Genomic DNA, 11,135 nt, shown 5'->3' with positions numbered 1-11,135 from the left:
AGGCGATGGATCTGCCCATCGTGTTCGAAGACGAGCACATCCTGGTAATCAACAAGCCAGCCGGCCTGGTGGTGCATCCCGCCTCCGGTAATTGGAGCGGCACCCTGCTCAACGGCCTGCTGCACCACTGCCCTTCGCTGGCGGGCGTGCCGCGCGCCGGCATCGTGCATCGTCTGGACAAGGACACCTCCGGCCTGATGGTGGTGGCCAAGACCCTGCCGGCGCAAACCGAACTGGTGCGCCAGATGCAGGCCCGTACCGTCAAGCGCATCTACCGCGCCATCGCCGACGGCGTGGTACCGTTCGACGGCACCATCGACGCCAATATCGGCCGCGATCCGCATAACCGTCTGAAGATGGCGGTGCTGAAATTCGGCGGCAAACCCGCCATCACCCATATCCGGGTGCTGGAGCGCTTCGCCAGCCACTCCTATATCGAATGCAAGCTTGAAACCGGCCGCACCCACCAGATCCGCGTCCACATGCGCGAATCCGGCCATCCGCTGTCAGCCGATCCGGTTTACGGCAATCCGCGCCACAAGATGGACGACGACACCGCGGCCGCGGTGAGGGCGCTGGGCCGCCAAGCGCTGCACGCCTATGCGCTGGCCCTGGTGCACCCGGCCACCGGCGAAGAGCGCAGCTGGAAGGCCCCGCTGCCGGAAGACTTCCGCCGTCTGCTGGACCTGCTGCGCGGCGATGGCGCGCTGCCCGACGAGGACGCCTTCGTCCCGGCCGAGGAGCTGGACGATGAAGACTGGGATGACGACGACGAGGACGACGGCGACGTCGAAGTAATCTATGCCCGCTGAAAACTGGATCGCGGCGGACTGGCCGGCCCCGGCCAATGTCCGCACCCTGGCCACCACCCGCCAGGGCGGCGTCAGCCAGCCGCCCTACGCCAGCCTGAACCTGGGCGCGCACGTGGGCGACGACCCTGCCGACGTCGCCGCCAACCGCGCGCGGCTGCGCGCAGCGCTGCCGGCGGAGCCTTTCTGGCTCAATCAGGTGCACGGCACCGCGGTGGCCAATGCAGCCTCGGCGGCTGAGCTGCCGCCGGACGCCGACGCCAGCTTCGCGCGCGCTCCGGGCCCGGTCTGCGCGGTGATGACCGCCGACTGCCTGCCGGTTCTGCTATGCGACGACGCCGGCAGCGCGGTCGCGGCTGCCCACGCCGGCTGGCGCGGGCTGTGCGACGGCGTGCTGGAGGCCGCCATCGCGGCCATAGGGCCGGCGCCATCGACGCTGATGGCCTGGCTGGGTCCAGCCATCGGTCCGGACGCATTCGAAGTGGGCGCGGAAGTGCGGGAAGCCTTCATCGCCCGCGACCCCGCCGCCGTGGAAGCCTTCGCCGACATCGGCGAAGGCAAATACCTGGCGGACATCTATGCGCTGGCGCGCCAGCGCCTGGCCGCGGCCGGCGTCAGCCGGGTGTACGGCGGCGACTTCTGCACGGTGATAGACCGCGAGCGCTTCTTCTCCTACCGCCGCGACCGCCAGACTGGCCGCATGGCCTCGCTGATCTGGCTGCAGGACTGAATCCTGGCGCCCCGCCTCCCGGCGGGGTGTTTATTTTATTCGCCTCCAGACAATTATTCCCCAGCAATTTCCCGCCGCCGCATTGACCCCGCCCGGCCACGCGAACATCATCAAGCCTATCCCCACTCGCCGATCACAACGCCGCATGGACATCGCCATCGTCACGCTGGACTGCTTCAATGAACTGGACTCCTTCATCGCGCTGGGCATGCTTGGCCGCATGCAGCCTCATGGTTGGAACGTGCGCATCAGCAGCCCCTTCGCCACGCTGCAATCGAAGAACGGCGTGCGCATGCAGCGCCAAGAAAACCTGGAATTCGCCAACCGCGCCGACGCCGTGCTGATAGGCAGCGGCTTCCGCACCCGCGACTGGGTGGCTGACGATGCCATTACGCGCCAATTCCGGCTGGATCCGCAGCGCCAGCTGATCGGCGCCCAGTGCTCAGGCGCGCTGCTGCTACACCGGCTGGGACTGCTGCCGGACAATATCGCCTGCAGCGACGACCTCACCCGGCCCTGGCTGGAGCAGGCCGGCGTCGCCGTGCCGCGCCAGGCCTTCCGCGCGAGCGGCAACATCGCCACCGCAGGCGGCTGTCTGTCCTCGCAATACCTGGCCAGCTGGGTGTTGCTGCGCTTGGCCGGCATCGAGCGCGCCCGCGAAGCGCTGTCCTACGTCGTGCCGGTGGGAGAAGAAGACGCCACCATCAGTCGCCTGTTGGCCACCGTGTCCACTTCCGCCGCGGCAGAAGCGGAATGAGAGTCGCCGATCTCGCAAGGTTGTCGTCCGCCGACCTGCACCCCTGCTTTCTGGAGGCCTTCAGCGACTATCTGGTGCCCGCCCAGCCCGATCTGGAACAACTGCGCCGCATGCTGCTGCGCCGCGGCTGGGTGCCGGAACTGAGCGCCGGCGCGTGGCAGGGCGGCAGGCTGGTGGGTTTCTGGCTCTGCGCCACGCCGGAGATCGCCGGCCGCGTCGAAGGTTATTGCATCGCCGCCGGCGTCTCGCCGATCGCCCGCCGCCACGGCGCGCTCAGCGGGATGGCGGCAAAAGTATCGCAGCTGCTGGCAAAGCGCGGCATCTTCCAGCAAAGACTGGAAGTGATGGAAGACAACCAGCGCGCTCGCCCTGCCTACGCCAAGCTTGGCTTCCAGCCGGCGCGGCAACTGGACTGCTATCAGATCCAGATGCCCATCGCCGGCTCGCGCTACTGGCCGGTCACCACCCACGCCGGCTATCTGCCGGCGCAATGGCCGCAAACCGACTGGCTGGCCTACCCCCCGGCCGTACCCAACCGTCGGGACTCTCTGCTGCGCGCCGACCCAGCCCCGCGCTGGCTGAGCGTGCGCAGCGGCGATGTCCTGCAGGGCTCGCTGCTGTTGTCGGCCGACGGCGAGGTGCTTGAGCTGATGGTTGCTCCCGGCTGCCGCCGCCAGGGCATCGCCAGCCAGTTGCTGCATGCCGGGCAATCGCTGTCGCCGGGCGGGCGGCTGACGTTCAACAACGTCGACCGCCGCGACCTGGCGATGATCAGCCTGCTGCTCCGGCATCAGGCTGTCTATCGGCTGTCGCAATGGGAGATGCTGAAGCCGGCTGGACCTTAGGACGGGCATTCATGCCATCCGGTGATAAAATGAAAAGCGCAGGCAAGCGGATTCTCCCGCTGCCGCGCGGCCAACCGTCCCCGCTCTCAAACGACGGCGCAATCACGCATCACAACCAGCCCGGCCGGCCGCAAGCGCTGCGGAAGGCCCGGCGCAGAACCAAGGCCTGCCCGATGAACCCACAACAACAAACCGACTGGCAGCACCGCCTGATCGCACTGCTTGAACAGCAACCTCCCGACAACGACGGCGCCCACGACCTCAGCCACCTGCACCGGGTATGGGCGGTGGCGCGCCAGCTGCTGGCGCAATACCCCGAAGCCGACACGCGGGTGGTCATGGCCGGCTGCTACCTGCACGATCTGGTCAATCTGCCCAAGAACCACGCCCAGCGCCAGATGGCCTCGCGCTGGTCAGCCGAGCGCGCGCGCCAGTTGCTGGCGGACAGCGGCCTGTCCGCCGCGCAGATGGACAATCTCGCCCACGCCATCGAGGCCCACAGCTACTCGGCAGCCATCGCGCCGCGCAGCCTGGAGGCCAGAATCGTCCAGGACGCCGACCGCATGGACGCGCTGGGTCCGGTGGGATTGGCGCGGATGTTCTACGTCTCCGGCCGCATGGGCCGCGCGCTGGCCCACCCGCTGGATCCGCTGGCCAAACAGCGCGCCACCGACGACCAGGCCTGGGCGATAGACCATATCGCGGTGAAGCTGGCCAAGCTGCCCGGCATGATGCAAACCGACGCGGGCAGGCAGATGGCGGAACGCAAACTGCAGTGGCTGCTGACCTTCCGCGATGAATTCTGCCAAGACTGGATGGCCCGCTAACACAGGAACCCGCAGCCATGATGATCCGCAAACTGCCGCGCAATACCGAAGGCCGCGACTGGGTGGTCGGGGATCTGCATGGCTGCTTCAGCCAGCTTGGCCGGCTGCTGAGCATCATCGCCTTCAACCCGGCGTGCGACCGCCTGCTGTCGGTGGGCGACCTGATAGACCGCGGGCCGGAAAGCCATCTGGCGGTGCAATGGCTGGCGCAGCCCTGGTTCCATGCGGTGCGCGGCAACCACGAACAGATGGCGCTGGACGCGATGCGCAACCCGCCGGACAACCAGGAGCGCCACCTGTGCAACGGCGGCGCTTGGCTGGCCGAGCAAGGCCAGGCCGAGCGCGACGCCTGCCTGGCAGCCATCTCCCAACTGCCGTTGGCGCTTGAAATCGCCGTAGTGGGCGGCCGGATAGGCGTGGTGCATGCCGACTGTCCGGATAACGACTGGCGGTCGCTGTCCGCGCGGCTAGACGCCGACAACCCCAGCGAACAGGACTACAGCACGCTGCTGTGGTCGCGCAGCCGGGTGAAGAATGGCGGCGGCGGCCAAGTCCAAGGCGTAAACCTGCTGCTGGTGGGACACACCCCGCAAGAGCATGCCATCATGTACGACAACGTGATGCACCTGGACACCGGAGCCGTCTACGGCGGCAAGCTGACGCTGTTCTGCATCAACGACTTCGTCGAAGTCTCCCTCCCAGCCAACGTCGAGTACATGGCGCAGTTCCTGGTGCATTAGACGCCCGGCGGCGCAAACGGCTAGAATGCGCGACCCGCTTACAAGGAAACACCATGGCCGAGCACAAGAAAAAATCCTCCGGTCCCAAGCCGGGCCAGTTGGACCGCCGCATCCAAGAGCAGCGCTACGGCCAAGCCGAAGCAGCTTGCAGCCGGCTGACCGCCCTGCTGGAGGATCTGGCCAAGGACGGCCGGCTGGACGGCAATCAGCAGGCCGGCCAATACCTGAACTCCACCCGCGCCTACTACCGCCGCATCCGCAACGGCAAGGTGATGGGCCCGGCCGACTTCACCGCCGCCGCCGATGTGTGCGCCAGCGTGCGCCGCGCGCTGACCGCGCTGGACCCGGCACTCGCCTTTGCCGGCCTGCGCCAGGCCGACGACTTGCAACAAGCCCTGCAGCAAGGCGCGCTGGTGGAGGCGGAGATGCAGAAGATCAAGGCCGCCGGCAAGGCTGGCTGAGCCGCAAATACCTATGGCATGATGATGGCACCCTCCCTCAAAGGTCCGTCATCATGTACAACCTTATCCCCCATCTGCGCGTAGCCCGTCCGGTCAGCAATCTCCCGACCAGCAAGGCCATGTATTGCGAAGGCCTTGGCCTGCAGTTGCTGGGCAGCTTCAGCGAACACGACGGTTTCGACGGCATCATGCTGGGCCTGCCCGGCGCCGGCTATCACCTGGAATTCATCGTCGACCGCCAGCACCCGGTTCCGCCCACCCCAACAGTGGAAGACCTGCTGGTGCTCTACCTGCCGGATCACGCCGAATGGCAGACTCGGTGCGCCTGCATGCGCGCCGCCGGCTTCCGCGCCACGCCATCCGCCAATCCTTACTGGGACGAACACGGCGTTACCTTTGTCGACCACGACGGCTATCGAACCGTGCTGCAGAATGCGAAGAGTCCGGTGTAAGGCTTGAGCGCCCGACAGGAATCGATGCGGGCGCGGCAAACGGTGCCAAAATTCTGCCCGCAGCGCTATTCCCCCGCCGCGTTGACGATTTTTTCAAGCTGTCCGGACGCGCGCATTTTCTCGATCGCCTTATTGAATTCGGGAATCCATCTGGCGGCTCCCGACGCCTTGGAAAGCCCGAAAGAAGCGTAGCTCAGTTGGCCGATAGGCACGTTGGAAACCCCTATCGTCTCCCCGACTCCCTGCTGATCGACAAGATACCTGCCCACATTCGAATCGATGGTTGCCAGATCGATGCGGCCGGAGTCGATCATCTTGATCAGGGCGACGGAGTCGGCCGCCCGCTCGATTGGATGGGAGGACGCAAAAGCGGCCTCCATAGCCTTATCGACAACCGAACCTATTTCCATGCCCAGCCGGTGTTTTTTAAGCTTGTCATAGTTTTTCCAGTCCACATCGCCGTGAAATGCGCTTTTTTTATACAAAAAACAGTTGTATTGCTTCATCACCGGCGCGGAAAACTCCAGATACTGTTCGCGTTCCGGGGTTTTATACAGGGGAAGGATGCCATCCAGCCTCCCTTCCTTAGCCTCGGCCTGGCAACGCCCCCAAGGCAGAATCCTGACGACGACGACTAGGCCAAGCTGTTTGGCGATCTCTTGCAACAGACGAACCTTGATGCCGCTCTCGGTCACGGCACCAAACTCCCCGATGGCGTAGGGGGGATACTTGTCATAGCACATCGCCAGCGTCCGGCCTTCGGCATGAACCTCAAACGCCAACAGCATTGCGAGCGGCATGAAAAGCAGCCTGGCGATCACGCAACCTCCTTGTCCTGGTAAGCGACTATGCGCAACTACGAAACGGCGCCGCCCGAACCCGGGCCGCGCCGTTCCGCATTGAAATCCGCCTTGCCGGAAAGCTAGCCTTCCACCACCTCGCTCTCCTGCTGCAGCCGCCACATCTCGGCATAGCGGCCATTCTTTGCCAACAGTTCGCGGTGGCTGCCCTGCTCCACCACCCGGCCAGCGTCCAGCACCAGGATGCGGTCGGCGTCGACGATGGTCGACAGGCGATGAGCGATGATCAGCGTGGTGCGGTTGGCCGATATCTCCGCCAGCTCATGCTGGATAGCCTTTTCGGTGCGTGAATCCAGCGCGCTGGTGGCCTCATCGAAAATCAGTATCGGCGGGTTTTTCAGGATAGTGCGGGCTATCGCCACCCGCTGCTTCTCGCCGCCGGACAGCTTCAGGCCGCGCTCGCCCACCAGGGTGTCGTAGCCGTCGGGCAGGCCGACGACAAAATCGTGGATGTGGGCCGAACGCGCCGCCTCCATCACCTCCTCTCGGCTGGCCCCGGCTTTGCCGTAGGCGATGTTGTAGTAGATGCTGTCGTTGAACAGCACGGTGTCCTGCGGCACGATGCCGATGTGGGCACGCAGCGAATCCTGCGTCAAATGGCGGATGTCGGTGCCGTTGATGCGCACTGCGCCGGCGTTGACATCGTAGAAACGGAACAGGATGCGCGACAGCGTCGACTTGCCGGCGCCGCTGGCGCCCACCACCGCCAGCGTCTGGCCGGCCGGGATGGAGAAGTCCACATCGTGCAGAATCTGGCGCTTGCTTTCATAGGCGAAGCCCACACGCTCGAAACGGATGGCCGCGCTGCGGGCATCAAGCAGTTGGGCCTCTGGCGCATCCGCCACTTCCAAGTTGACATCCAGCAGCTTGAACATGCGTTCTATATCCGCCAGTGAATGCTTGATTTCGCGATAGACAAAGCCCAGAAAGTTGAGCGGCGCGTACAGCTGGGTGATGAAGGTGGCCACCAGCACCACGTCGCCCACCGTCATGGTGCGCGCCACCACCGCGCGCGCCGCCAGCACCATCACCAGCGTCACGCCCGCTGCGATGATGGCGGCCTGGCCAGCATTGAGCAGCGACAGCGACACCTGGTTTTTCACCGCGGACGCTTCCCAGGCTGCCAGATTGCCGTCGTAGCGTTTGGATTCGTACTCTTCGTTGTTGAAGTACTTCACCGTCTCGTAGTTGAGCAGCGCGTCTATCGCCTTGGAATTGGCCTTGGAGTCCAGATCATTCATGGTGCGGCGGTAGACGGTGCGCCACTCGGTCACCACCAGGGTGAAGGCGATGTAGAGCGCGATGGTGCCCAGCGTCACCGCGGCGAACTCCCAGGCGTAGCGGTGGAACAGTATCGCCGTCACCATGCCGATTTCCAACAGCGTGGGCAGGATGTTGAATACGGTGAAGTTGAGCAGAAAGCCTATGCCCTTGGTGCCGCGCTCGATATCGCGGCTCATGCCGCCGGTGTGGCGCTCCAGATGGAAGCGCAGCGACAGCTTGAACAGATGGCGGAACACGCTGCGCGCCACCTGGCGCACCGCGCCCTGTATCACCCGGGCGAAGATGGCGTCGCGCAACTCGCCCAGCACCCCGGACAACAGCCTGGCGCAGCCGTAGCCCACCAGGGCCAGCACCGGCACCGCCAGCAGCGTGGCCGGCACCGACAGCTGGTCGACGATGTCCTTCAGGTACAGCGGCACCGTCACCGCCGCCACCTTGGCCAGCACCATGCAAGCCAGCGCCAGCGTCACCCGGCCCTTGAAAGTCCATAGATACGGCAGCAGCGTCTTGATGGTTTCAAAATCATTTCGATTGACCGGCGCCGGGCCGCTATGACTGATGCGCATAAAAGGTTTGCCTGTAGCTTGATCCTGTCCGAAAGTGAAGGAAGCTCACTCAACAAGGGGCAGGCATCATGTGGATTCTGTTACTGGAAGCTTTTGGCGCGGGAGCGCTCGCCTCTCTCATCGTCTGGTGGACCTGGCCGCGCGAGGACGATGATCCATCCTGTAAACACGACTAGTGCAGCACCCGCGGGGCCACCAGCGTCATTTCCGGGATTTCCGCCTCGAAGCGCTGGCCGTCGTCGGCCACCAGCTGGTAGCTGCCCTTCATGCTGCCGTACGGAGTTTTCAAATGGGTGGCGCTGGAGTATTCGAAGGCCTCGCCCGGGTCCAGATGCGGTTGCTCGCCCACCACGCCCATGCCGCGCACCTCCTGTACCTGCTGGTTGGCGTCGGTGATGATCCAGTGCCGGCTGACCAACTGCGCCGGCTCGCTGCCGGTATTGGTGATGCGGACGCGGTAGCCGAACACGTATATGTCGTTGGCGACATTGGATTGTTCGTCGATGTAATGCGGCTCCGCCATCACTTCCATGAGGTAGGTCTTGTCGGCCATTGCGGCTTCTCCTGATTGGTCTGGTTTTCATTTTATCCCGCCAATGGCCTTTTGGCGCGGTAGAATGCCCGGCATCCGTGTTTAATCGATGCCAGAGCAATCGCCATGCGCACTTTCCGTATCGCCCCCAGCATTCTGTCCGCCGATTTCGCCCGTCTGGGCCAGGAAGTGAGCGACGTCGTCGCCGCCGGCGCCGACATCATCCACTTCGACGTGATGGACAACCACTATGTCCCCAACCTGACCATGGGCCCGATGTTTTGCGAGGCCATCCGCCCACATACCCAGGCGCCGATCGACGTGCATCTGATGGTGAAGCCGGTGGATGCGCTGGCGACGGCCTTCGCCAAGGCCGGCGCCGACATCATCACCTTCCATCCAGAAGGATCGGAACACGTGGACCGCACGCTGGGCCTGATCGGGGACGCCGGCTGTAAAGCCGGCCTGGTCTTCAACCCGGCCACGCCGTTGCACTTCCTGGACCACGTGATGGACAAGATAGACATGATCCTGATCATGTCGGTCAACCCCGGCTTTGGCGGGCAGTCGTTCATCCCGCACGCGCTGGAAAAGGTGAGGCAGGCGCGGACGCGCATAGACGAATACACCGCCAAGCACGGCGGCGAGATCTGGCTGGAGGTGGACGGCGGCATCAAGGCGGACAATATCGCCGCGGTGGCCGCCGCCGGAGCCGACACCTTTGTCGCCGGCTCGGCCATCTATGGCCAGAAGGACTACAAGGCCGTGATAGACGCGATGCGCGCCGAACTGGCCCGCGTCGAACCGTAAATCCATAGGGGAGCAACCACCAGATGCATGCCTTCATCGTCACCGGCGCCTCGCGCGGCCTGGGCTACGCCATTTGCGAAACCCTGCTCGCCGACGGCGATTTCGTGGCGGGCATCGCCCGCAATGCCGCCGCCGCGCTGGCGGGCTTGGGCGAACGCCATGCCGAGCGCGTGCTGGCCATCAATGCCGATCTCGCCGACTCCGGCCAGGCTGCCGCGGCGGTCCACAGCGCGCTGCAGCAGCTGCCGCTGACCGAGTGCGCCAGCATCACGCTGATCAATAATGCCGGCGTGGTCACCCCCATCGCCCAGGCCGGCCACTACCCGGCCGACCAACTGGTGCAGGCTGTCGCCATCAACGTCACCGCGCCCATGTTGGCCGCCGATGCCCTGCTGCGCGCCACCGATGCGCTGCCGGCGCGCCGCCGCATCCTCAACATCTCCTCCGGAGCCGCCGCCAAAGCCTACCCGGGCTGGAGCGTGTACTGCGCCACCAAGGCCGCACTGGACCACTTCAGCCGCAGCGCGGCGCTGGAGCAGGAAGGCAAAGCCAACCCGGCGCAGGTCGTCGCGCTGTATCCTGGCGTGGTCGACACCGACATGCAGGGCAATATCCGTGGCAGCAACGAGGGCCAGTTCCCGCAAAAAGCCCGCTTCGACGCCCTCAAGGCCGAAGGCGGCCTGGCCACCCCGGCCGCCGCGGCGCGCCAGATTGTCGACTACCTGACGTCGCCGGCCTTCGGCAGCCAGCAGGTGGTGGACATCCGCGATCTGTAAGCAACGCAATTTTCCATCCCGCCGCGGCCTGCCAGGCTGCGGCCACGCAATAAAGCCAGCCATGAACCTGAAACACATCCAAGCCGTCGCCTTCGATCTGGACGGTACCCTGGTGGACTCCGTCCCCGACCTGGCCGCCGCCGCCAACGCGATGCGCCATCACCTGGAACTGCCGCCGCTGCCGGAAATGCGCATCCAGGAACATGTGGGCGACGGCATCGCCAGCTTGGTGCACCGCGCCATCACCGACCAGCGCCACGCCGAAGCCGAAACCGGCCTGTGGGAGCGCGGCTACCGCTACTTCATCCAGCATTACCGCCAGCATCTGACCGACCTGACCACAGTCTACGACGGCGTGCGCGACGGTCTGGGCCTGTTGCGCGCGCGCCAGCTGCCGCTGGTGCTGATCACCAACAAATCGGAGCGACTGGCGGTTCCCCTGCTGGAACAGCTGGACCTGCGCAACCATTTCAGCCTGGTGATAGGCGGCGACACCCTCAGCGAGAAGAAGCCTTCCGCCCTGCCGCTGCTGCACTGCTGCCAGGTGCTGGGCATCCAGCCCGACCAACTGGCGATGGTGGGCGACTCCGCCAACGACGTGGCCGCCGCGCGCGCGGCCGGCAGCGCCGCAATCGCCGTCAGCTACGGTTACGGCGACGCCGCCACCCTGGGCGCGGACCTGACCG

The 11,135-nt window shown here is 65.2% G+C and carries 14 protein-coding genes; 11 read left to right on the top strand and 3 right to left on the bottom strand.

Annotation, left to right across the window (positions count from 1 at the left end; translation table 11 throughout):
* From BI344_RS19865 to BI344_RS19830, 8 genes are all read left to right on the top strand, one after another.
* Positions 1–812, top strand: an 812-nt coding sequence (locus tag BI344_RS19865) for an RluA family pseudouridine synthase (RefSeq protein ID WP_071114537.1), incomplete at its 5' end; no start/stop codon positions are given.
* On the top strand, positions 802–1,539 hold the full coding sequence (gene pgeF, locus BI344_RS19860) for a peptidoglycan editing factor PgeF (protein ID WP_071114534.1): 738 nt from the start codon (positions 802–804) through the stop codon (positions 1,537–1,539). The genes BI344_RS19865 and pgeF, both read left to right, overlap by 11 nt.
* A 145-nt stretch (positions 1,540–1,684) precedes the next feature.
* The gene (locus BI344_RS19855; RefSeq protein ID WP_071114533.1) at positions 1,685–2,296 is read left to right on the top strand and encodes an AraC family transcriptional regulator; all 612 of its coding nucleotides are present in this window, start codon (positions 1,685–1,687) and stop codon (positions 2,294–2,296) included.
* On the top strand, positions 2,293–3,141 hold the full coding sequence (locus BI344_RS19850) for a GNAT family N-acetyltransferase (RefSeq protein WP_083370308.1): 849 nt from the start codon (positions 2,293–2,295) through the stop codon (positions 3,139–3,141). Before BI344_RS19855 ends, BI344_RS19850 begins: the two co-directional genes overlap by 4 nt.
* A 173-nt stretch (positions 3,142–3,314) precedes the next feature.
* On the top strand, positions 3,315–3,968 hold the full coding sequence (locus BI344_RS19845) for an HD domain-containing protein (RefSeq protein ID WP_071114536.1): 654 nt from the start codon (positions 3,315–3,317) through the stop codon (positions 3,966–3,968).
* Between the two features lie 17 nt (positions 3,969–3,985).
* Positions 3,986–4,708, top strand: a complete 723-nt coding sequence (locus tag BI344_RS19840; RefSeq protein WP_071114531.1) for a metallophosphoesterase — start codon at positions 3,986–3,988, stop codon at positions 4,706–4,708.
* A 53-nt stretch (positions 4,709–4,761) separates the two neighbouring features.
* A complete protein-coding gene (locus tag BI344_RS19835) occupies positions 4,762–5,169 on the top strand; it encodes a hypothetical protein (protein WP_071114530.1) in 408 nt (135 codons plus the stop codon).
* Between the two features lie 53 nt (positions 5,170–5,222).
* Positions 5,223–5,621, top strand: coding sequence for a VOC family protein (locus tag BI344_RS19830; RefSeq protein WP_071114529.1), 399 nt, complete (start codon positions 5,223–5,225; stop codon positions 5,619–5,621).
* 65 nt (positions 5,622–5,686) lie between these two features.
* Here the strand turns inward: BI344_RS19830 and BI344_RS19825 are convergent, their stop codons facing one another.
* The 3 genes from BI344_RS19825 to apaG all read right to left on the bottom strand — a co-directional run bounded on the left by BI344_RS19825 (position 5,687) and on the right by apaG (position 8,884).
* Positions 5,687–6,442: a substrate-binding periplasmic protein gene (locus tag BI344_RS19825; RefSeq protein ID WP_071114528.1), complete on the bottom strand. Its 756-nt coding sequence runs from the start codon at positions 6,440–6,442 to the stop codon at positions 5,687–5,689.
* A 101-nt stretch (positions 6,443–6,543) separates the two neighbouring features.
* Positions 6,544–8,331 (bottom strand): ABCB family ABC transporter ATP-binding protein/permease, encoded by a 1,788-nt coding sequence (locus BI344_RS19820; protein ID WP_071114527.1) that lies wholly within the window; start codon positions 8,329–8,331, stop codon positions 6,544–6,546.
* Positions 8,332–8,503: 172 nt separating this feature from the next.
* The gene (gene apaG, locus BI344_RS19815) at positions 8,504–8,884 is read right to left on the bottom strand and encodes a Co2+/Mg2+ efflux protein ApaG (protein ID WP_071114526.1); all 381 of its coding nucleotides are present in this window, start codon (positions 8,882–8,884) and stop codon (positions 8,504–8,506) included.
* Positions 8,885–8,989: 105 nt separating this feature from the next.
* Here apaG and rpe point away from each other — a divergent pair, with 105 nt between their 5' ends.
* From rpe to BI344_RS19800, 3 genes are all read left to right on the top strand, one after another.
* Entirely contained in the window at positions 8,990–9,673 is a 684-nt protein-coding gene (rpe, locus tag BI344_RS19810; protein ID WP_071114525.1) for a ribulose-phosphate 3-epimerase, read from the top strand.
* A 23-nt stretch (positions 9,674–9,696) separates the two neighbouring features.
* Positions 9,697–10,449, top strand: coding sequence for an SDR family oxidoreductase (locus BI344_RS19805; RefSeq protein ID WP_071114524.1), 753 nt, complete (start codon positions 9,697–9,699; stop codon positions 10,447–10,449).
* Between the two features lie 61 nt (positions 10,450–10,510).
* Positions 10,511–11,135: phosphoglycolate phosphatase (locus BI344_RS19800; RefSeq protein WP_139167085.1), on the top strand; the 625-nt coding region annotated here is incomplete at its 3' end.

Source organism: Chromobacterium sphagni, assembly GCF_001855555.1.
In the GTDB taxonomy this organism is placed as follows: domain Bacteria; phylum Pseudomonadota; class Gammaproteobacteria; order Burkholderiales; family Chromobacteriaceae; genus Chromobacterium; species Chromobacterium sphagni.
Note: the sequence above shows the minus strand (reverse complement) of the source record. Positions and strands in the feature narration are given on the sequence as shown.

Excerpts from the sequence above, each read along its gene's own strand:
- BI344_RS19805 (WP_071114524.1), top strand. The coding sequence starts at position 9,697 with ATGCATGCCTTCATCGTCACCGGCGCCTCGCGCGGCCTGGGCTACGCC.
- BI344_RS19855 (WP_071114533.1), top strand. The coding sequence starts at position 1,685 with ATGGACATCGCCATCGTCACGCTGGACTGCTTCAATGAACTGGACTCC.
- BI344_RS19840 (WP_071114531.1), top strand. The coding sequence starts at position 3,986 with ATGATGATCCGCAAACTGCCGCGCAATACCGAAGGCCGCGACTGGGTG.
- BI344_RS19850 (WP_083370308.1), top strand. The coding sequence starts at position 2,293 with ATGAGAGTCGCCGATCTCGCAAGGTTGTCGTCCGCCGACCTGCACCCC.
- BI344_RS19835 (WP_071114530.1), top strand. The coding sequence starts at position 4,762 with ATGGCCGAGCACAAGAAAAAATCCTCCGGTCCCAAGCCGGGCCAGTTG.
- rpe (WP_071114525.1), top strand. The coding sequence starts at position 8,990 with ATGCGCACTTTCCGTATCGCCCCCAGCATTCTGTCCGCCGATTTCGCC.
- BI344_RS19845 (WP_071114536.1), top strand. The coding sequence starts at position 3,315 with ATGAACCCACAACAACAAACCGACTGGCAGCACCGCCTGATCGCACTG.
- BI344_RS19830 (WP_071114529.1), top strand. The coding sequence starts at position 5,223 with ATGTACAACCTTATCCCCCATCTGCGCGTAGCCCGTCCGGTCAGCAAT.
- apaG (WP_071114526.1), bottom strand. The coding sequence starts at position 8,884 with ATGGCCGACAAGACCTACCTCATGGAAGTGATGGCGGAGCCGCATTAC.
- pgeF (WP_071114534.1), top strand. The coding sequence starts at position 802 with ATGCCCGCTGAAAACTGGATCGCGGCGGACTGGCCGGCCCCGGCCAAT.
- BI344_RS19820 (WP_071114527.1), bottom strand. The coding sequence starts at position 8,331 with ATGCGCATCAGTCATAGCGGCCCGGCGCCGGTCAATCGAAATGATTTT.